This is a genomic window from Bacillus changyiensis (assembly GCF_027706145.1).
GTDB lineage: Bacteria > Bacillota > Bacilli > Bacillales > Bacillaceae > Bacillus > Bacillus changyiensis.
Genome location: NZ_JAQFWW010000001.1, coordinates 32,103 through 53,047, shown reverse-complemented (window position 1 = coordinate 53,047; position 20,945 = coordinate 32,103). Strand labels below are relative to the sequence as shown.

The following is a 20,945-nucleotide window of genomic DNA, read 5'->3' as shown; positions in this document are numbered from 1 at the left end:
CCTTTTTGGTGCTGCTAATTGAATATGATCAATACCCATTACGCTTATTTAAGACCCCTTTCCATAACAGCTATTTAATTTTAGATAGCCATTTTGCCATCTCATCCAGTTTTTCGGCAGGAACCAGTCCGGCTGGCATGCCATTGCCGCCTTTTTGAATCTTTTCTTTAATTTTAGCGGTATCCAACCGTTCTCCGACTCCTTTTAATTTTGGACCTGACACGCCTTCATAGTTTTCACCATGACAGGAAACACAGTTCTGTTTATAAATTTCTTCAGGTGAGGCGGCAGCTTTGTTTTCTTCAGCTGTTTTATTATCCTTACCGGCGATTTCTTTTTGATCGTGCAGACCTTTCATCGATAAGAAAAATACTAGACCTATACCCATAATCGCAATCAATAAAAATGGAATTAACGGATTTCGCTTCATTTTGGATCCCCCTTTTTCATTTACCCCAGTCCCTTATGAAAACAATTCTAATTCTACTTTAATTTTACAAAAAATAAACCCGTTATGTAAGAATAGCTGTTGAAGTTCACATTTTAGACAAATTCAGCATCCATTTTTGAATACGGTTTCAACATCATTATAAAGCCCTTTTCCTACGATCTCAAGGTATAATGCCTTAATATCCGTTTTTGACTATTTGCATTATCGAAAAAAATTAAGTAAAATATAATCATGTTTACCAATAACAGCGTTTTCAATTTGAACAAAAAAAGAACGGATCTATTTGACCCGTTCAACATTTATTCTAGAAAATCTTTTAACCGTTTGCTTCTGCTAGGATGTCTTAGTTTTCGAAGCGCTTTAGCTTCGATTTGGCGGATTCGTTCCCTTGTTACTCCAAATACTTTACCGACTTCTTCTAGTGTTCTTGTTCGGCCGTCATCAAGACCAAATCGAAGACGTAACACATTTTCTTCTCGATCAGTCAGTGTATCTAGAACGTCTTCAAGCTGTTCTTTTAATAGCTCATAGGCAGCATGATCTGAAGGTGAAGTTGCTTCCTGATCTTCAATAAAATCACCTAAATGGGAGTCATCCTCTTCTCCAATAGGAGTCTCTAGTGAGACCGGCTCTTGGGCAATCTTTAAGATTTCACGAACTTTTTCAGGAGTCAAATCCATGTCTTCGGCAATTTCTTCTGGTGTTGGTTCGCGTCCCAGATCTTGAAGAAGCTGTCTTTGAACACGAATCAGCTTATTAATCGTCTCCACCATATGAACAGGTATTCTGATCGTTCTTGCCTGATCAGCAATGGCTCTTGTAATTGCCTGTCTGATCCACCATGTTGCATAAGTACTAAACTTATAGCCTTTTCGGTAATCAAATTTTTCAACTGCCTTCATTAGACCCATATTTCCTTCCTGAATGAGGTCTAAGAAAAGCATGCCACGGCCAACATAGCGTTTCGCGATGCTGACTACAAGCCTTAAGTTCGCTTCTGCCAATCGGCGTTTAGATGCTTCATCGCCTTCCTCTATCTTTTTGGCATATTCGATTTCTTCTTTAGCAGACAAAAGGTTTACCCGTCCGATCTCCTTTAAATACATCCGGACAGGATCGTTTATCTTAACGCCCGGTGGGACACTTAAATCGTTTAGATCAAATTCTTCTTCAGCCTTTTCCAGTTGTTGAATATTAGGATCCTCATTGTCCTCAGTCTCACTAATTAATTCAACACCTTGCTCTCCTAAAAATTCATAATACTCATCCATTTGGTCTGATTCGATTTCGAAACTGGACATGCGCTCAGCTATTTCTTCATATGTGAGCACGCCGCGTTTTTTACCGGCCTCTGTCAATTGATCCCTTACCTGTTCAAATGTGAATTCAGTTTCGGTTTCGTGTGCTTGTTTATCAGCCATTCATGGATCCCTCCTTCCAAAACTTACAGACGGATTATAAAAAATGCTCCGCTTCAATTTCCCTTTTTTTAACAAATCGTAATTGACAATATATGATTTAGGATAAGCCCGTTTTTTGCTCCTCCATTAGGATTCATTGCCAAGAGCCTTTCCTATTATATATAACGGTTTATTTTAGCGAACGGTTTAACTTCACGATTTCTTGAGCCAAAGTTGCTGCCCTGATGAAATCCTTTTGCCTTTCAGCTTCTGCCCTTTCAACTTCTTTTTCTTTTATCATTGACCATTTTCGATAATTCAACACTTTTTTTACATAATCAGAAAATTCTGTTTCACTTAGTTCGTCATTAATCTGGAGCATTAAAATATCTGTAAGGAGTTGACTTAACTCCTCATCCTCGACTCTTTTATAGAGATTCTGGATCGATATTTCGGTTTCTTCCTCATACATACCATACAGAAAAGTGGCTAGTGCACGATGCTGATCAATGTTAAATTCGAAACCGATTTTGTCCAAAACCTTTCGAATCACATTACGATCATGAACCATGTGAGCAATGAGCATTCGTTCAGCATTTTCATATGCTGGGCGAAGTCCAGTGCGTTTTCTCGGTGTTCTTGAGATATAAGCGCGCCGCTCTTTTGATTCTTGACGGCTGTTTTGTCTGCTGCGAGCTGCTGTTTGTTTTTCAAAAACAGAGAGCTGCTCTTTTAATGAATCACTGGAGATTGAGAATTCATTTGCTAGCTGTTTAACATATATCTCTTGTTCCAAGGGACCACTAAGGGAACTAATTTCCCTTAAACAATCGTTTATATAGGTAATACGATCCCCTTCATCAGACAGATTTTTCCCTTTTCTAAAATAGTGCATCTTAAACGTCATTACGGTCACGCTGGCCCCTATTACATCCTGTTTAAATTTTTCACTACCAAATTTTTTGATGTAGTCATCGGGATCAAGTCCATCAGGTATCATGGCAACTTTGACTTTACAACCTTTTTTTTGGAGCAGATCAGAAGCTTTTAGTGTCGCTTCATACCCAGCCAGATCAGAATCGTAGCAAAGAATAATTTCCTCAACATTGCGCCTGATCACCTTTGCATGCTCTTCGGTAAGTGCAGTTCCCATTGTCGCAATCGATTCTTTAATTCCCGACTTAACGGCTGACATAACATCTGCAAATCCTTCAAAAAGAACTGCTCTTTCCTCTTTCCTGATATGAAGCCGAGCCTGATGAAAATGATAGAGCAATCTGCTTTTATGAAAAATCGGTGTTTCTGGACTGTTCATATATTTTGGATGTTCTCCGGTAAATGTTCGACCAGAAAAAGCAACGGTTGTTCCATGATGATTATGGATCGGGAAAATAATCCTATTTCTAAAACGGTCAAAATAGCCTTCTCCATTCTCCCGGCTTATAATGAGCCCTGCTCGTTCCATAAGCTCGGCTTCAAAGCCTCTCCGTTTAAGAAATTTTGTGATAAAGTCCCATGAGTCAAGCGCGTAACCTATTTCAAAATGCTCAATCTCTTCCATTTTGAAACCTCTTTTAAGCAAATAGTCCAACGCTGCCTGACCTTCTTTTGTATTGACCAGCAGATGATGATAAAATTTCTTTAAGAGTTCGTGCGCTTCCATCATTTTCTTTTCTTCTGAATCGTTTGCATTGTCTGATGAAACAGCTGTAGCATGATCCGGAAGATTAATCTGATATTTATCTGCCAAGTGGAAAACTGCTTCAGTAAACGAGTAACCTTCCATTTGTCTTAAAAATGAGAAGACATTTCCACCAGCTCCACATCCAAAACAATGAAAAATTTGTTTCTCGCCTGAAACAGAAAAAGATGGTGTATTTTCACCATGAAATGGACAAAGCCCAAAATAATTACGCCCCTGTTTTCTTAACTGGACGTATTCTCCAATAACTTCAACAATATCAGCTGATTTTTGTATCTGTTCCACAATTTCATCCGGTATACGATTGCCCATGTTTAACACTCCGCCCGTACATAATTCGCTGCTTAACATTTAAATCCTTCATTTTTCGACAAGATTTTTTGCAGCTGTTTGACAAATCGCTCCTTGTCTTCTTTGACCAGTTTTTTCGGGCCTTTCGTATAGTGTCCGCTCTTTCTCAGTTTTTGAGAAACATGACGGCGGTAAAGAGCGACATCTATGGACTTTTCTTCAAACAAAAATCCTCTCTCCGACATCACGATAACCTTTTTTCCAAGCAGTAAAGAAGCAAGTCCAATATCTTGAGTAATCACCAAATCACTGGCTTGGACATGATTAGCAATGTACAGATCAACAGCTTCTTTATGCCGATCAACATATGTCCAATCCTCTTGTTCGTTTCTAGTGATTTGAAAATGTTCGAATGAGGCCACGAACTTCACATTCACTTGATAATCCGCTGCCACTTTTAGAACTTCATCTTTGACCGGACATGCGTCTGCATCGACAAAAATCGTCCTTTCTTTTTCTTGAAGAATTATTTCTACATCCCTCCACCGATTTCCTGCTAAAATACAGGCAAAATCACACATGTTTCAAATTAATTGATTTATAAAATTTGTCAAAAACTTTTTTCGTCTTCTCCTGACACAGTTTCCCCTAATAGTTTATTCGTTCTATCCATAGATTAAACCTAAAAATTAATCATTTTATCACAATTTTTTATTATAATACAAATGCTAAAAAGATGCTAATATTTTCACTCTCTCTATCGTCAATGGAAAAACCCAGGATATTAAGTTCCTGAGTTTTATGATAGATCACCTTTTGTCATCATGTTGTGAATAATGTTTGCCGTTTCCTCCACAGCCTTATTTGAAACATCTACCACTTTACAACCGATACGGTCCACAACCTTCTCGAAATATAAAAGTTCGTCTTTGATGCGATTGATATTTGCATAAATCGCTTTATCATTTAGCCCAAGGGATTTTAACCGTTCTTTGCGGATGTGATTCAATTTATCAGGGCTGATTTTTAAACCTATACATTTTTTCGGATCTACTTTATAAAGCTCTTCAGGAGGATCAACTTCCGGAACGATCGGAACGTTTGCAACTTTTAAACGTTTATGTGCCAAATATTGAGACAAAGGGGTTTTTGACGTTCTTGAGACACCTATTAAGACAATATCAGCTTTTAATATTCCACGAGGATCTCTGCCGTCATCGTATTTTACAGCAAATTCAATCGCTTCTACTTTTTTGAAATAATCTTCATCAAGTTGGCGGACCCGACCAGGCTCACATTTTGAACTATGACCAAAAACCGACTCCATTTTGTCGATTAAAGGACCAATAATATCGTAATAAACAACCTTCGCCTTTTCCGCTTCAGTAATTAGAAATTCACGAATTTCAGGTACAACAAGTGTAAAACAGATAATTCCACCGTCTGATTCAGCCTGTGAAATCACTTCTTTAATTGTTCCACGGTCTTCTACATAAGGAATTCTTCTAATATTTGTATGTTCAGATGAGCCATTAAACTGGCTAACTGCCGCCTTGACCACTAACTCGGCCGTCTCGCCAACAGAATCGGAAACAACATATATTGTCTTCTGATTCATGATATCCCCCCATTACATAATTTCATTTTCCGATAAACCGACAAGGATTTTTGTCATATTTGTTTTCGTAATTCTTCCAACTACTTCATACCCTTTTACTGTATCTTTTACAACGGGCAGTGCATCTATCTGCTTATCAATCAACATTTTCGCAATGTCCAAAACAAAATCATCACGTTTGCATAACGTAATATTCGGCATTCTTGTCATAATAATATGGACAGGTATGGATGGAAGCTCCTGTTTGCCAATACTTGCTCTTAACAAATCTTTTCGTGAAAGTACACCGACTAAGATGGCGTTATCATCTACAACAAACAGTGTCCCTACGTCTTCTAAGAACATCGTGCAAATCGCATCATAAACAGAAACATTTTCATGTATCACCACGGGAATCGACTGGAAATCCTTGACCTGAAGTTTTCTTAGTTTATCGGCCAATAGCTGTGTCCCTGTCTTTCCCGTATAAAAATAGCCGACTCTCGGCCTTGCTTCCAAAAAGCCCGACATCGTCAAAATCGCCAAGTCTGGCCGAAGAGTGGCTCTTGTTAAATTCAGTCTTTCCGCAATATGTTCTCCAGTGATCGGTCCGTTCTCTTTCACAATCTGCAAAATATGCTCCTGACGTTTATTTAATTCGATCGTACTCACCACCTTTTGTTAAAAGCTAACACGTAATATGTAATCAAAATATTATTTATTATAACGTATGTGCAGGTTCATTTAACAGCATAACTATCGAAAAGGCAAGCGTATTTTGACAAGGCTGTGAAAATATTAACAAAAGACGATTGCTTGTTTGCAACCGTCTTTTAATACTATTTTACAATAATGACATCAATATTTGCAAAGCTTTGAATCAGCGCAGCTAAACTTGCCATTTGTGCAAGACGGTTCTTCTTCAATCTTTCATCTTCAGCATGAACCATTGTATGATCAAAATATGCTTCAATCGGTTTTTTTAGTTTAGAAAGCTCTGTAAAAGCACCTTGATAATCTTTTTCTTTGTAAAGTTCAATAATGTTCTGCTTACATTCTTGATAAGCTGTAAACAGTTCAGTCTCTTGAGAGTTTTCAAACAAAGACGTATCAATGTTTGCAGTTTCGCTTTTCTTACTGATTGAAATGACCCTAGCAAGTGCTTCAGCTATTTCTTTATACTCTTGTTTTTTCGCCTCTAATTCCAATACAGCCGCTTTTTTCAACGCTGAATATGGTTCAAGTTCAGTACTTTCCAACACAGCGTCTATCACATCATATCTAATATTTTCTTCTGTTAACACATATTTAAGCCGTTGTTTAAAGAAATCAAGGAGTTCACTGTGTTCTTCCTGTCCTGTAAAAGAAACCAGCTTTTCAAAGGAAATGTCCCAATTTCGATCAAGCAGGATTTGAACGATTCCACTCGCTTGACGTCTTAATCCATACGGGTCTTGAGAACCAGTTGGAATAACTCCAATTTTGAAAAAGGATGCGACGGTATCAAGCTTATCAGCTAAGGCAACAATGGAACCGACAACTGTTGTTGGAGTCTTTCCACCTGCTTGCCGCGGCATATAGTGTTCATTGACAGCTAAGGCAACCTCTTCATGTTCACCATGCATACGTGCATACTTTTCTCCCATAATACCTTGAAGTTCAGGAAACTCGTATACCATATTTGTTACCAAATCGAACTTGGATATGTGCGAAGCACGTTTGATTAACTTAACGGTTTCAAGGTCAGTATCTATTTCTTGGGCAATTCGTTCAGCGATTGCTACCGAGCGTCTCACTTTGTCTCCAAGCGACCCAAGCTCCTCGTGAAAAACGATTTTTTCAAGTTTTTTCACATTTTTATCAATATTTAATTTCTGATCTTCTTTATAGAAAAAGGCAGCATCTGAAAGCCTTGCACGCAAGACTTTTTCATTTCCTTTCACAACATTTTCGAGCGCGTGTTTGTTGCCATTTCGAACTGCTACAAAGAAAGGAAGCAATGTACCGTTTTTGTCTTTGACCGGAAAATAACGCTGATGCTCTTTCATCGTCGTTACGAGAACCTCTTCTGGAATCGTCAAAAACTCCTCTTCATAAGAACCGGATAATACAGTCGGATATTCTACTAAATGGCTGACTTCATCCAATAATTCTTCATCTCTCGGAATCGACCATGATTTTTCTGTTGCCAATTGATTGAGCTGATCTGTAATCAGCTGTTTTCGTTTCTTAGGATCTGCAATCACAAATTGACTTTCTAATTTTTCTTCATACTCAAAAGGTGATCCTAAAGTGACTGATTTGCCAAGGAAGCGATGTCCCTGTGTGATACGACCGCTTTCAACTCCAGCGACAGAAAGTGGAATAACCTCACTGCCAAATAAAGCGACAATCCATTTAATTGGACGAATATATTTGAGGTCTTGGCTACCCCAGCGCATATTTTTCGGAAAGTGAAGATGTTTCACCAGGTCGCTAAGTTCTGGAAGAAGCGTCATTGTATCTTGACCCTTCTGAAACTTTTCTACAAAAACATATTCTGTTCCTTTAACATCTTTAAAATATAAATCTTCTGAACTTGCACCTTGTCCCCGTGAGAAGCCAATAGCAGCTTTCGTCCATTCACCGTTTTCAGTAAGCGCAATTTTCTTGGCTGGTCCTTTTGCTTCTTCTTTTACATCATCCTGTTTTTCAGCAATATTTTCGATTAAGACGGCAAGTCTTCTTGGCGAGTTAAAAAGTCTGACTTTCCCATAGTCAATCTTTTTATCTTTTAGCCAGCTTTCAATTTTTTCACCTAATTGATTCATGCTGTCATCTAAAAATCGTGCTGGCACTTCTTCTAATCCGATTTCTAAAAGTAAATCTTTTTTATTCATGAGCCGCCTCTCCTTTCTCCAACATTGGAAAGCCTAACTTTTCACGTTCATTATAGTATGTTTTGGCCACTTTTCTCGCAAGATTTCTAACTCTCGCGATATAGCCGGTTCGTTCCGTAACAGAAATTGCACCTTTAGCATCAAGCAAATTAAACGTATGAGAGCATTTTAAAACGTAATCATACGCGGGATGGACAAGACCTTGATCCATTTGCCGGTTCGCTTCTTTTTCATAAGTAGCAAACAATTCAAACAGCATATCCACATCAGACGTTTCAAATGTATAAACAGAATGTTCGTACTCCGCCATCATAAATAAATCTTTTATCGTGTAACCACTTGTCCATTCTAAATCAAACACGTTTTCTTTATCTTGAATGTATGAAGCCAAACGTTCAATCCCGTAAGTGATTTCGACAGAAACCGGATGACATTCAAGTCCGCCGACTTGTTGAAAATAAGTGAATTGGGTAATCTCCATCCCGTCAAGCCAGACTTCCCAGCCAAGGCCAGCACAGCCAAGAGACGGATTTTCCCAGTTATCTTCAACAAATCGAATATCATGTTCTAAAGGATTAATTCCGAGCGCTTTTAAAGAGTCTAAATATAGCTCCTGAATATTGTCAGGGGACGGTTTAATAATCACTTGGAATTGATGATGCTGATAAAGCCTGTTTGGATTTTCACCATACCTTCCATCAGCAGGCCGCCTTGATGGTTCAACATAGGCGACCTTCCACGGTTCAGGTCCAAGACTCCGTAAAAATGTATATGGACTCATTGTTCCTGCTCCTTTTTCCACATCATAGGATTGCAAAAGGACACAGCCTTCGTTTGACCAATGCTTTTGCAATGTCAATATCATCTCTTGAATATTCAAATAAAGCACCTCCACAATATCTGTATGACAGTAAAAAACTCCCGTCTCTATGCTTGTTTTCTACAAACATAGGGACGAGAGTTCTCCCGCGGTTCCACCCTAATTGCTGAGAGATCTCAGCCTCTTTTTTAAAGCTGTTCAGGTAATGCCTTTAATTACGCTCTCATCCCTGGCTCTCACCGTCCCAGGATCGCTAAATATGAGGGTATGCGCAATTACTCTTTTCCGTCACCACAGCATCATTATTGTTTATGAAATGATCTTATAAAAGATTGAAGAAGATGTCAACTTTTTGTTTTCACCTGAGCATATCTTTCATATTGTCCATTTGCTCGATGAATCGCCGCGATTTCAGAAAAATACCAGAGTATTCGTCATAATAAAGACGGAGAACCCTTTTAAGTTCTTCTTTCGTTTCCTTCTTGACTGACACATGCCCAAGCCTTGATAGATCAAAATAATAAAACAGCCTTAACAGTCTTACAGTAGCCGGAGAAAGCGGGACCCTGTATGGATCTTTTTCAAAACAACGATGGCAAATAAAACCATTTTCTCGAATAGAAAAATGGAATGTACCTTCTTTGCTTTTACAATGAACACATTCGTCAAATTCCGGATACAAACCGATAACACCAAGCATTTTGACCTCAATTACATTTGTAATGATGTCAGGATCAGTTCCTTCATTCAGCCTTTGCAGTGATTGAAGAAAAAGTTCAAATAGAAATGGGTTCGGTTTCTTTTCTTCAGTTCCCTTATCGATTAATTCGGCAATATATGCCGCATGCGCTGTTAAAAAAAGATCCTCTCGGATATGACGCATGCTTTCTATCATCTCGCCCTGTTCCAATGTTCCTAGACCTGATGATTTCCGAAACAAAAAGGAAGCATAGTGAAACGGCTGGGAAATCGCTGACAAGCGGCTGTTCGGTTTTTTTGCACCCCTTGCCAGCAGACCGATTTTGCCATGTTCCCTCGTTAAGATTGTAATGATTTTATTTGATTCACCATAATCATTTGTACGAAGGACTATACCTTCACATTTTGTCAGCATATGTGCACCATCCAAAAAATTCGAGGGGAATCAAGCATTCACAAAATTGGATAATCAACTTGCGCTAGCTCTTCTTCAAGTACATTGGGTCTTTCCAGGTTCTCCTTTTCCAATTCTTTGAAAAGAAGATACGTATCAACGCTTCCTGTTTGTGAAAATACATTCCAAGTAAAATTCAACATAAAAACCCCACCTTTCTGTTTATAACTAGCTTTTCAACTCCAAATTCATAAGATTATCTTGACCCCGTATCCTTTATTTCATGTTAAACATTTTTTTCTAATAATACTTTAATTTTAAGAGGTTATATTACGACACCACGGTCAAGTTGAGGTCGTTAATACTCGTCTTCCCTGAATCCAAAATCACGAAGCTGTGACATCTTATTCCGCCAGTCTTTTTGCACTTTGACCCACAGTTCCAAAAAGACGCGTGAGCCAAGTAGAGCTTCAATATCAGTCCTAGCCCGTTTACCAATTTCTTTGAGCAGACTGCCCCTTTTTCCAATAACTATTCCTTTTTGGGAGTCGCGTTCGACAACAATAGTTGCACCTACATAAACAGAACCATTATCTCGTTCTTGAATTGAATCGATGCTAACAGCAATGCTGTGAGGAATCTCTTCTCTTGTCAGATGCAGCACTTTTTCCCGAATCAGCTCAGAAATGATGAAGCGCTCTGGGTGATCGGTTACTTGGTCACTCGGGTAAAACTGCGGACCTTCTGGCAAATAATCTTCAATTTGCTTTAAAAGCGTATCGATATTATTTCCCTCAAGAGCAGATATTGGAATAATTTCTTTGAACGGGTATCTGGTTCTGTATTCATCAATTAGCATCAGTAATTGGTCCGGATGAATCTGATCGATTTTATTGACAATCAAAAAAACTGGTGTCGTCAATTGGTTTAAGCGTTCAATTATGAATTCATCACCTTTTCCATACCCTTCGGCTGCATTGATCATGAATAAAATAATGTCGACTTCTTTTAAAGTATTCTGGGCAACCTTCATCATAAAATCGCCAAGTTTATGCTTTGGTTTGTGAATTCCGGGTGTATCGATAAAAATCGTTTGCGATGTCGTAGTTGTTAATACGCCCTGAACCTTGTTTCTCGTTGTTTGTGGTTTATCGCTCATGATGGCAATTTTTTGGCCGATCACACGATTTAAAAAAGTTGATTTTCCTACATTAGGTCGCCCAATAATGGACACAAATCCTGATTTAAAGTTTTCCAGTGTCATGTAAATCCTCCGATGAAAATGCTCCTGGCAATAATTCTTGAGCTGTCATTTCGACAACTTGGCCTTTTAGATTAGTCAAAATAACAGGCATATCATTTGAACAAAGTTCAGAAATCACTTGTCTACACGCGCCACATGGTGATACAGGTCCAGGCGTATCTGCAACAACGACAAGCATTTTAAAGGCTGTATCCCCTTCAGAGTAAGCTTTAAACAGCGCTGTTCGTTCAGCACAGTTGCATAGGCTGTATGCAGCATTTTCAATATTGCAACCTCTATACAACTTGCCATCCTCTGTTATGAGTGCTGCACCGACTTTAAACTTTGAATATGGAACATATGCAAATTCTCTTGCTTCTAACGCTTCTGCAATTAACTCTTGTTTAGTCATTTGAAAGTTCCTTCCTTCATACGGTTTTTGGTACCGCTAACACTTTTATTTTACATAATCATGACCAGTTTTTCACGCCCAAATCGAAAATGTAAAATCTTTGTAAGAATCTTTTACCTGGTAGAAATAAAAGGCAATTTTGTGTCAAAATAATTTTGGTATAAAGATGATTAATCCAATCATACACGAAATAGCAGCAAAGACGCAAACAGCTCCTGCTGCTGCATCTTTAGCAGCTTTTGCAAGTGGATGGTTTTCGTTTGTAATTAAATCAACAGCATGTTCAATCGCTGTGTTGATTAACTCCAAAGCAAACATTCCACCGATAAGCATTAAAATAACGACCCACTCTAGAGCTGTCAATCTAAAGATGAAGCCGCAAAATATGACCAATATTGCGGCTCCCGTGTGTATTTGAAAATTGCGCTCGGAAATGAACGTCAGGAAAATTCCGTTGAAGGCATTTGCAAAGCTTTTTCGCAACCGCTGCCATTCTTTTTGTTTAGGAGGATCTTGAAAGCCCATATTTATTTAAAAGATCCTTCTGTTTAGTAAACATTTCTTCTTCATCTTCCTTTGTCATATGATCATATCCGAGTAGATGCAAAAAACCATGTACAGTAAGAAATCCCAGTTCCCGCATAAGTGTATGCCCATACTCTGTTGCTTGTTCTTTTGCCTTATCCACACTGATGATGATGTCACCAAGAACGGGCGCTAGGTCAGTACCGATGATTTCAACCTCTCCCTCCCCCTCTTCTTCAAGTGCAAAAGAGATGACATCAGTCGGACAGTCTTTTCCTCGGTATTCTTTATTGATCTTTTGAATTTCTTCATTCGTGACAATCGTAACGGATACTTCCGCTTGATCAGCAACTCCTTCTTCACGAGCCGTAAATTGAAGAAGCATTTCAAGCTCTTGCAAATGTTCATCGGAGAGACAACTTGTTTCATCTGAAATATCAATGATTAAACTCATGTGTTTTTCACCTTCTGTTTTGAATTAACCTCTGGATACTCAATCCGCGAATGAAAAATGCCTTTTAACGTTTCACAAATCGTCGTCGCGACTGTATGAAGTTCTTTTAATGTCAGGTCACATTCGTCAAACTGTCCATCTTGAAGTTTATCGGAAATAATACCACGTACAAGCTTTTCGATTCTCTCGAGGTTCGGATTATGCATCGATCTGACCGCCGCTTCCACACTGTCAGCTACAGAGATAATCGCTGCTTCTTTTGATTGTGGTTTTGGACCTGGATAACGAAACTCTTCTTCTGTCATCTGATCTCCTTTTTCTTTTGCTTTATGGAAAAAGAACTTAAGCAGCGATGTGCCGTGATGCTGTTCAGCGATATCAATTAATTCTTTTGGCATATTATGCGCCCGCAACATTTCCGCCCCATCGATCGTATGTGCGATAATAATATTTTTGCTTAACTGAGGTGACAGCTTGTCATGCGGGTTATCAATATTCATTTGGTTTTCAATAAAATATTGGGGTCGTTTTGTTTTACCAATATCATGATAATATGCGCCAACCCTTGCTAAAAGCCCCTTTGCACCAACTGCTTCGCATGCCGCTTCCGCCAAATTAGCAACCATCACACTGTGATGATACGTCCCAGGTGTTTCCGTTAATATTTTACGGAGTAGTGGGTGATTTGGATTTGAAAGTTCGAGCAGTCTCATTGTTGATAAAATACCAAATCCACTTTCAAAAAACGGCATAAAGCCAAGGACAAGGACAGAAGATCCAATACCTGATACCACACCCATCACAATATTTGTACCAATTTCTAAGCCTGATTGCGCCGCATTTTGAATCAATTGTAGGGTAAACATCACGACAATATTAATAAAGGATACAAACAGACCGGCTTGGAGAATTTTAGCCCTTGCATTATGCTTCCCTAATAACAGTATACCTGCTATAGAACTAATTAGAAAATACGTTCCAATTCCGTAATTAAACGTTCCTGTAACACCTTGATTAAACATCATGCTACCACAAATCGACAGGATCATACTAGCAAGGATTGCCAACCGTTCATGAATTAAAAGCTTAATCAACATGGCGCCCATTGCGATTGGAACTAAGTAACCGATATGGCTGAACTCAAGTTCCTGAAACAGGCTGATGACTTCCATTACAATTAAAACAATCGCAGTTACGAGTGAAAATAACATCAGTGATTTCGTTTTCGATAATCTGTTAGAATCATGCTGTTTTTCGAAATAGTAAATCAACACGGCAATAAACAACCCAATTAGTAATAACAGTCCACCAATCGGTTTATACATATTAGCACCGCTTAATAATCCTGTTAATTCCAACTTTCTGTATACTTCTCTATCAATTAGCTCGTTTTCCTCAACAAGAATTTGTCCTTGTTTAATTTGGATCTGTTGAACACTATCTTCCGCCTCTTGTCGTTTTTGTTCTGTTTTATTAGGATCGTATACATAGTTGGGAATGATTGCAAAGCGAGCAATTTCATTTGCAGCACTCTTTAGCTTGCTAGGAATAGAATTGCTTTTTAATTCTTTCGTGACTTGTTCTCTGGCACTTTCAAGTTTTCCGGCCGGAATTTCCTTACTCATGACATCATTAACAGCTGTAATGACAGAGTCCTGAGTCATTGAAAGTTCACCATCACTTGCATTTAACAGCTTTTGCACTGATTTTTCTGATAAAGAATCTGTCACATCTGAAGTCAGTTTATCTTCCACAGATTTGACTTGTTCTTTTTCAGACCCATTACCATTTTCTTTTTTGACTTCCTTAATAATCTCAAATATCGATGAGACTAGATCAACTCTGTTATCAGAGTACTCTTTCTTAAGAGTATATTGATCGGGAACCTCTTCACTTGCTTCTTGCTTTTTCGTGGCTGTTGCTTGTTGATCCTCCACTGTTGCCGGCGCATAAATTGTATTTTCACTGATGGAAAATAAGTCAAGGTCAAGTGATTCAGGTCTTACATGAACAAAAAGCAGAATAAACATCAAAATCGAAATCACTGTATAGAGAATAATCGGAAGGAAACGTTCTTTTTTTATTAGCTTGAACCGCTTTCTCTCAATTCTTCGTTTCTTTTTCAAATCAAACACCTCTTTTCCGGCAACAAACTAAAAAACGACCCGATAGCGGGCAACAATCGGGTCATTCCAATTATTTTGTCTTCTCATATGCTTCAATGATTCGGGCGACAAGGGGATGTCTGACGACATCCGTCTGATCCAATTCGACAATTGAGATTCCGTCGATATTAAGGAGCATATTTTTTGCAACAGCAAGTCCAGACGCAACTCCCTTTGGCAGATCAACTTGTGTAATGTCGCCTGTAATAACCATTTTAGAACCAAAACCTAATCTCGTCAAAAACATTTTCATTTGTGCCGGTGTCGTATTTTGTGCTTCATCCAAAATGACGAAAGCATCATCGAGTGTCCGACCTCTCATATAAGCGAGCGGTGCGACTTCAATCGTTCCCCTTTCAAGCAACCGTGCTGTATGATCTGCTCCTAACACATCATAGAGAGCATCATACAAAGGTCGTAAATAGGGGTCAACTTTTTCTTTCAAATCACCGGGTAAAAAGCCGAGACTTTCCCCCGCTTCAACTGCTGGTCTTGTCAAAATGATCTTTTTAACGTGCCCATTTTTCAGTTCATGAACGGCTTTTACAACAGCTAAATAGGTTTTCCCGGTTCCAGCTGGGCCGATGCCAAAGATTAAGTCATGCCTTTTCATTGCAGCTATATATTCTCTTTGACCCATAGTTTTGACACGGATCGATTTACCTTTGGCGTTTTTGGTAATTTCGTCTTCATACATACTTTCAAAAAATTCTAGCTTTTGCCTCTTCGCCATCTTGATCGCATATAAGACATCTCGTTCTGAGAGTTCAATTCCTTTGCGAATCAGACGTAAAAGGGAAGCAAGCAGGCTGTCCACAATTTGAAAAGTTTCCTCATCACCGGTTACATATACAGTTTCTCCCCTAGTGATAATCGAAATATTCAGCTCTTCTTCCATCATTTTCAGATGTGAATCCTGATTTCCAAATAGTGCTTGAGCTTCATTCGGACCTTCCAACTGTTGATTAATCGCAAGTAAGTGTTCTGTCATTCTTTAGTCTCCTGAACAATTGGTGTTGTTTGAACAATGTCTTCAATAACTTGGTAAAGGATGATCAATTTAACTTTACCATTCTCACTCGTTTCGTGCAAAACTTTTTCACTGATAACCTCTCCGTCATTACCAATTTTTTTTCGCACATCTTGTTTTCCCATTTTGATCGCTTCTTGTGCTGCTTCTTTTTTTGTGTAAACTCTCTTAACTTTTTCGCTTTCCCTTGTTGTTTCCTTTACATATGTGAAAGGAAGTGTAAATTTGAAGAAATGAAGCGGATGTTCTTCCGTTTCTGTTTTTGGATTAGAGAGCTTTTCTTCTTTAAAGGAAAAACCCCAAAAAGGCACAGATAAAAAACCGCTAGAGAGCTTGTGCCTTGTCTTTACTTTACCCGTAAAAACATCAAATGATGTCTCAAGAGGAACCGTTACCGTTGATCGGTACCATGTTTCACCAAAAATTTCCCCCTTGGCTCCAACTTTTTGTTTATCCTCTTCTTCATCCTCCTCATTGCCAATTAACCCAGAAACAAGCTTTTGACCTTTCTTAACATGTTCGTTAACAGTGACAAGTGGTTCACCTTTTTCGACAAACATGCTAGAAATTGTTGCATCTTTTTTTGCGATAATATGCCTCGGACCCATACCTTTTTCTTTTTCCGGTTCATTCTTCTCAACCACTTTCATGTGAAGGGCTGTCCCATTTAATTCGATACCCACCCATGTAATATTCTCCACTTCTTTTGTAAGGGATTGCTGAATTTTTTGCGGTGTCATCATTAAAAACTGTAAACGTCCCTTTTTAACCCCAATTCGATTCAGTTCCTGCCTGATTTGATGCTCTGTTTCCGGATTTGCCCCGGAAATATCGATTTTCCATATCATATTTGAAAGAAGAAACATGATGACGAAAAAAGCAGCAATTCCTAAAGTAAAACCGCTGTTTCGTTTTGATTTTTGCAACAAGAAAGGGAACCCTTTTCTTTTCAAAAAGCGGCATTTGCAGTCGAAATTCCTGATGGCCTTACGGAAAGCATGTACATCTGAAAGCAGAATATAAAGAAAAACGGTCTGGTCTTTTCTTTCTACATCAAACAGTGGGATACCGCGCCTGATGCATTCGTTTAAAAAACGTTCAATTCCCGTTCCCATGACTTGAAGCCGTACTTTTCCTGAAAAAAAAGAAAGCCATTTATTTTTCACGCTACTTCCCCCTAACTATGACTCGATATAGCGAACAAGTTCAATTGTTCCTTCAAGCAAAATTTCTTCAGGCAAAATCGTCTTAATCACAAAGTCTTTTCCTTGTATAATACATTGTCCCTGTTTTAGCATCAGCCTTACTTCACGATCACTGAACATCAGGAGCCCTTTGTGATTTTCAATATATATATGTAGCCTCCCAATCATTGTTATTCTCGGAAGATCCATCATAACGTCAGGGGGAACTTCCAATGTTCTTGTCAGCCACTCTCTCATGCGGTTTTTTCTTTTCACCAAAGAACCCCCTTTCCTCTTAGATGGCTTTAGATTTAAATCATCTATAATATTCTTATTCTATAGGAGTTCATAACATGCTAATTCAAACACTCTCTAAATCAAATCAGTTTACTAGGAATTAATGCTATGTCACAAGATGAGGCCAATCGCGGATTAAAGATGTTGTCAAGAAGTATGACTTAGAAATGATTGTAGAGCGGACTTAAAAAGATCAATAAACTGGGACCGATCTTATTCAAGTTTAACGTGAGGGTAGACGTGATAATTTCATTGCTCGTTTGTGCGTTGGGAGTGTTTGTACTACGTTATAGCGTTATAGAAGGTCTTCAATGTCAATATTGAACAGCCGACTCGACATCACTTCGAATAAATAATTGGAGTGATCTAATGAAAACGATTATTGTAACCTCGCACTGGTTGACCCCATATCCAACAAAACAAAAACATTGGGCTCAGGTTCCCTATGAACTGTGGAACCTGAGCCCAGTAATGTGTTAATGTTTAGAACGGCGCCTCATCGTATAATGCAGTTTTTTGGAGCGAGGAGGACCGAATACCTCTCCAAAAACAATGCCTTGAACAACAGTATTTTTATTCATTTTGAGCAATTTTTGATTCTCTTTAACCTGCAAAGAATGGCTTTGTTTTTTGATCTCTCGCTTAACAGCAGGTAGAGACCGTTCTGCATCTGTCTTGATTCTGTTCAGCTCAGCCATCACGTCTACTGTTTGCTGTTTCGTTACTGATTGTAACGAAGGTTTATCATCTTGTTTCTGCTGACGTTTTGGTTTTGGCTTTTGCGCTTGTGTTTTAGATTTCGCAGAAGTTTTCTTGTTTTGTTCTTCTTCATCATTTTTCCCTATACGGTTGAAAATGAGAGAAATAGCCCCGACAATAATGGCCATCATGATCGGGTTGTCTAAAATGAAGTCTAACAATTTAGCTCCCTCCTTTTAATCAGGGGCTTGTTTATTTATGATCGTCTTCAGACTGGTCTTTTGTCAGTTTTCCGAATGAATCGCGCATATCTGTGTCAGCATCAATATTTTTAAAATTGAGGTAATCCATGACACCGATATTTCCACCGCGGAGTGCTTCAGACATAGCAAGTGGTACTTCTGCCTCGGCTTCTACTACTTTAGCGCGCATTTCTTCTACACGGGCACGCATTTCTTGCTCTTGTGCAACCGCCATCGCACGGCGCTCTTCCGCTTTGGCTTGTGCGATATTTTTGTCCGCTTCAGCTTGGTCAGTCTGAAGAATGGCTCCGATGTTTTTGCCGATGTCCACATCAGCGATATCAATCGACAGAATTTCAAATGCTGTACCTGAATCTAAGCCTTTGCTCAACACGGTTTGTGAAATCATATCTGGGTTTTCAAGGACTTTTTTATGGTTAGTAGATGAACCGATTGTTGATACGATCCCTTCACCTACACGGGCAATAATCGTTTCCTCTCCAGCTCCCCCGACAAGTCTGTCAATGTTGGCACGTACTGTAATTCTTGCTTTTGCTTTTACCTCAATACCATCCATAGCTACACCGGCAATAAACGGTGTTTCAATTACTTTGGGATTAACGCTCATTTGCACAGCTTCAAGAACATCGCGGCCTGCTAAATCAATTGCTGCACATCTGGCAAATGTTAATTCAATGTTGGCACGATGGGCTGCAATTAGTGCATTAACAACTCTGTCAACATTTCCTCCAGCAAGGTAGTGGCTTTCAAGCTGGTTAATGGAAACATCTAATCCAGCTTTATGTGATTTGATAAGCGGATTGACAACACGATTTGGAATAACACGGCGAAGCCTCATTCCAATCAGTGTAAAAATGCTAATCTTGACTCCTGCTGCTAATGCTGAGATCCAGAGCATAACAGGAACGAAAGTGAAAAAGACGGCCAATACAATGATTCCTGCTGCTATCATCACTAAAAGTAGCAAAGTTGACGAATCCATAGTCTGATTCCTCCTAAATAGTTGATTTAAATTTCTCTTACAACAATACGTGAACCTTCTACTTTCACCACTTTCACTTTTTTGTCTTTTGCGGTGAAAGAGCCTTCGGAAACGACGTCGAGCCGTTCGTCCCCAATGATGACCGTTCCTGACGGTCTAAGCGGTGTAAAAGTAATTCCAATTTGACCGATTAAATCATGACGGGTTTCATTAGAAATATAGCCGCTTTCTGAATTTGTAGAATCGGTTAAGATCAATTTTTTAAAAAAGTTCATTCGCTTCCCCAACACCCTTGTCAATAGTATGGATGCTGCAACAGAGACAGCAATTGCAATCAAAATGGAGATGGCCATATCCGTGAAACTACCTGAAGCTAGAAAGAGACTCGCAATAACAGCAATGATACCGATAATCCCGACAATTCCACCCGGTACAAAAAATTCTAAAATAATCAGAATGATCCCTGTGATAAATAGAAGGAGCGTTTCCATTCCCGCAAGTCCTGCTACGAGATGACCATAAAAAAACAACATCAGCGCTGAAAGACCCATGAAACCCGGTATTCCAAACCCCGGTGAATAAAGTTCGACAACTAGGCCGAGACTTCCGATTGAAAGCAAAATCGGGACCACAACAGGGTGTGTAATAAAACGCGCTACTTTTTCGGCAAAGCTAACCTCGGTGTGCTCTACTTTGGCATCTTGAAGTTTCAATTTTTTCAAAAGATCATCAAGATTTGAAACAGTACCTTCTGAATAACCAACTTTAAGAGCCTTATCAGGACTTAACGTTAATAGTTCACCCTTAGGAGCACCGACATCTTTGGCATCGACATCAGCATCAGCCATCGCAAGTGCATACTTTGGATCGCGACCATTCTTTTTAGCAGCGTCTTCCATTTCCGCTAGCCACAATGATTCTGCCTTTTTGTCCGCCGCATTTCCTTGTGTGTCGATGATGGCAGCAGCTCCCATTTTTCCACCTGGCGCCATATAGATATCATCCGCATTTAATGCAAGGTATGCACCGGCAGAAAGAGCCCTCCGATTGACATAAGCCGTCACAGGAATGTCGGAGTTATGTATCGTGTCAGCAATTTTCAATGCTGCATCGACGGCTCCGCCTGGAGTATTGATATCAAGTATAATGTGCTTTGCCTTCATTTCTTTGGCTTCCTGAAAAGAACGCTCAAGAAATTTAGAAAGTCCCTTTTCCACCGTTTCTTCAACCGGAATCACATATACCGTATTCTCTTCTGCCTTTACGGTCAAATGAACTCCTAATAATAAGAATAATCCAAAACCACATATGAGGGCAACTGACAATTTTATTTTTTTCAGTAACAAGGACTTAACACCCTCCTTCCACATTATCATTAACCATATATACGTAACAAATGTATCAAAGGTTTCAACATACCAGATATAAAAAAGACACCTTTCGTTTTGAAAGATGTCT

General features: G+C 39.0%; 20 protein-coding genes and 1 pseudogene. All 21 read right to left on the bottom strand.

The features are described 5' to 3' along the window. Positions 1–70: 70 nt before the first annotated feature. On the bottom strand, positions 71–430 hold the full coding sequence (cccA, locus tag PDT38_RS00285; RefSeq protein WP_172296323.1) for a cytochrome c550: 360 nt from the start codon (positions 428–430) through the stop codon (positions 71–73). Between the two features lie 320 nt (positions 431–750). Further along, on the bottom strand, positions 751–1,872 hold the full coding sequence (gene rpoD / locus PDT38_RS00280) for an RNA polymerase sigma factor RpoD (RefSeq protein WP_270798171.1): 1,122 nt from the start codon (positions 1,870–1,872) through the stop codon (positions 751–753). A gap of 169 nt (positions 1,873–2,041) precedes the next feature. Continuing rightward, positions 2,042–3,865, bottom strand: a complete 1,824-nt coding sequence (gene dnaG / locus PDT38_RS00275; RefSeq protein WP_270798170.1) for a DNA primase — start codon at positions 3,863–3,865, stop codon at positions 2,042–2,044. A gap of 32 nt (positions 3,866–3,897) precedes the next feature. Then, positions 3,898–4,425 (bottom strand): YaiI/YqxD family protein, encoded by a 528-nt coding sequence (locus PDT38_RS00270; RefSeq protein ID WP_270798169.1) that lies wholly within the window; start codon positions 4,423–4,425, stop codon positions 3,898–3,900. 218 nt (positions 4,426–4,643) lie between these two features. Next, the gene (locus PDT38_RS00265; protein ID WP_270798168.1) at positions 4,644–5,462 is read right to left on the bottom strand and encodes a pyruvate, water dikinase regulatory protein; all 819 of its coding nucleotides are present in this window, start codon (positions 5,460–5,462) and stop codon (positions 4,644–4,646) included. 12 nt (positions 5,463–5,474) lie between these two features. Further along, a complete protein-coding gene (locus PDT38_RS00260; RefSeq protein WP_172296336.1) occupies positions 5,475–6,113 on the bottom strand; it encodes a helix-turn-helix transcriptional regulator in 639 nt (212 codons plus the stop codon). 167 nt (positions 6,114–6,280) lie between these two features. Further along, positions 6,281–8,320 (bottom strand): glycine--tRNA ligase subunit beta, encoded by a 2,040-nt coding sequence (glyS, locus tag PDT38_RS00255; RefSeq protein ID WP_270798167.1) that lies wholly within the window; start codon positions 8,318–8,320, stop codon positions 6,281–6,283. Beyond that, positions 8,313–9,200, bottom strand: coding sequence for a glycine--tRNA ligase subunit alpha (glyQ, locus tag PDT38_RS00250; RefSeq protein WP_270798166.1), 888 nt, complete (start codon positions 9,198–9,200; stop codon positions 8,313–8,315). Before glyQ ends, glyS begins: the two co-directional genes overlap by 8 nt. A 249-nt stretch (positions 9,201–9,449) precedes the next feature. Continuing rightward, a pseudogene (gene recO / locus PDT38_RS00245) lies at positions 9,450–10,254 on the bottom strand (DNA repair protein RecO). Between the two features lie 38 nt (positions 10,255–10,292). Then, the gene (locus PDT38_RS00240) at positions 10,293–10,436 is read right to left on the bottom strand and encodes a YqzL family protein (RefSeq protein WP_270798164.1); all 144 of its coding nucleotides are present in this window, start codon (positions 10,434–10,436) and stop codon (positions 10,293–10,295) included. Between the two features lie 155 nt (positions 10,437–10,591). Then, positions 10,592–11,497, bottom strand: coding sequence for a GTPase Era (era, locus tag PDT38_RS00235; RefSeq protein ID WP_270798163.1), 906 nt, complete (start codon positions 11,495–11,497; stop codon positions 10,592–10,594). Beyond that, positions 11,478–11,888: a cytidine deaminase gene (locus PDT38_RS00230; RefSeq protein WP_270798162.1), complete on the bottom strand. Its 411-nt coding sequence runs from the start codon at positions 11,886–11,888 to the stop codon at positions 11,478–11,480. The genes era and PDT38_RS00230 overlap by 20 nt, the downstream gene beginning before the upstream one ends. Positions 11,889–12,032: 144 nt before the next feature. Further along, on the bottom strand, positions 12,033–12,413 hold the full coding sequence (locus PDT38_RS00225; protein WP_172296353.1) for a diacylglycerol kinase family protein: 381 nt from the start codon (positions 12,411–12,413) through the stop codon (positions 12,033–12,035). Then, positions 12,391–12,867: an rRNA maturation RNase YbeY gene (gene ybeY, locus PDT38_RS00220; protein WP_270798161.1), complete on the bottom strand. Its 477-nt coding sequence runs from the start codon at positions 12,865–12,867 to the stop codon at positions 12,391–12,393. The genes PDT38_RS00225 and ybeY overlap by 23 nt, the downstream gene beginning before the upstream one ends. Continuing rightward, complete coding sequence (locus tag PDT38_RS00215) at positions 12,864–14,897, bottom strand: HD family phosphohydrolase (RefSeq protein WP_270800063.1); 2,034 nt, start codon at positions 14,895–14,897, stop codon at positions 12,864–12,866. The genes ybeY and PDT38_RS00215 overlap by 4 nt, the downstream gene beginning before the upstream one ends. A gap of 166 nt (positions 14,898–15,063) precedes the next feature. Further along, positions 15,064–16,023, bottom strand: coding sequence for a PhoH family protein (locus PDT38_RS00210; protein WP_270798160.1), 960 nt, complete (start codon positions 16,021–16,023; stop codon positions 15,064–15,066). Then, positions 16,020–17,228 carry a sporulation protein YqfD gene (yqfD, locus tag PDT38_RS00205; RefSeq protein ID WP_270798159.1) on the bottom strand — a complete coding sequence of 403 codons (1,209 nt, stop codon included), beginning with the start codon at positions 17,226–17,228 and terminating at the stop codon, positions 16,020–16,022. The genes PDT38_RS00210 and yqfD overlap by 4 nt, the downstream gene beginning before the upstream one ends. Before the next feature lie 15 nt (positions 17,229–17,243). Continuing rightward, a complete protein-coding gene (yqfC, locus tag PDT38_RS00200; RefSeq protein WP_270798157.1) occupies positions 17,244–17,525 on the bottom strand; it encodes a sporulation protein YqfC in 282 nt (93 codons plus the stop codon). A 494-nt stretch (positions 17,526–18,019) separates the two neighbouring features. Beyond that, the gene (locus PDT38_RS00195; protein ID WP_270798156.1) at positions 18,020–18,463 is read right to left on the bottom strand and encodes a hypothetical protein; all 444 of its coding nucleotides are present in this window, start codon (positions 18,461–18,463) and stop codon (positions 18,020–18,022) included. A 31-nt stretch (positions 18,464–18,494) separates the two neighbouring features. After that, on the bottom strand, positions 18,495–19,487 hold the full coding sequence (floA, locus tag PDT38_RS00190; protein ID WP_270798155.1) for a flotillin-like protein FloA: 993 nt from the start codon (positions 19,485–19,487) through the stop codon (positions 18,495–18,497). A 26-nt stretch (positions 19,488–19,513) separates the two neighbouring features. Beyond that, positions 19,514–20,833, bottom strand: coding sequence for an NfeD family protein (locus tag PDT38_RS00185; protein WP_270798154.1), 1,320 nt, complete (start codon positions 20,831–20,833; stop codon positions 19,514–19,516). Between the last annotated feature and the right edge of the window lie 112 nt (positions 20,834–20,945).

Bases quoted from the DNA above. Each gene is read 5' to 3' on its own strand.
- PDT38_RS00230 (WP_270798162.1), bottom strand. From the start codon at position 11,888: ATGACTAAACAAGAGTTAATTGCAGAAGCGTTAGAAGCAAGAGAATTT.
- era (WP_270798163.1), bottom strand. From the start codon at position 11,497: ATGACACTGGAAAACTTTAAATCAGGATTTGTGTCCATTATTGGGCGA.
- PDT38_RS00210 (WP_270798160.1), bottom strand. From the start codon at position 16,023: ATGACAGAACACTTACTTGCGATTAATCAACAGTTGGAAGGTCCGAAT.
- dnaG (WP_270798170.1), bottom strand. From the start codon at position 3,865: ATGGGCAATCGTATACCGGATGAAATTGTGGAACAGATACAAAAATCA.
- floA (WP_270798155.1), bottom strand. From the start codon at position 19,487: ATGGATTCGTCAACTTTGCTACTTTTAGTGATGATAGCAGCAGGAATC.
- PDT38_RS00240 (WP_270798164.1), bottom strand. From the start codon at position 10,436: ATGTTGAATTTTACTTGGAATGTATTTTCACAAACAGGAAGCGTTGAT.
- cccA (WP_172296323.1), bottom strand. From the start codon at position 430: ATGAAGCGAAATCCGTTAATTCCATTTTTATTGATTGCGATTATGGGT.
- PDT38_RS00225 (WP_172296353.1), bottom strand. From the start codon at position 12,413: ATGGGCTTTCAAGATCCTCCTAAACAAAAAGAATGGCAGCGGTTGCGA.
- rpoD (WP_270798171.1), bottom strand. From the start codon at position 1,872: ATGGCTGATAAACAAGCACACGAAACCGAAACTGAATTCACATTTGAA.
- PDT38_RS00265 (WP_270798168.1), bottom strand. From the start codon at position 5,462: ATGAATCAGAAGACAATATATGTTGTTTCCGATTCTGTTGGCGAGACG.
- PDT38_RS00215 (WP_270800063.1), bottom strand. From the start codon at position 14,897: ATGTTTATTCTGCTTTTTGTTCATGTAAGACCTGAATCACTTGACCTT.
- glyS (WP_270798167.1), bottom strand. From the start codon at position 8,320: ATGAATAAAAAAGATTTACTTTTAGAAATCGGATTAGAAGAAGTGCCA.
- ybeY (WP_270798161.1), bottom strand. From the start codon at position 12,867: ATGAGTTTAATCATTGATATTTCAGATGAAACAAGTTGTCTCTCCGAT.
- PDT38_RS00270 (WP_270798169.1), bottom strand. From the start codon at position 4,425: ATGTGTGATTTTGCCTGTATTTTAGCAGGAAATCGGTGGAGGGATGTA.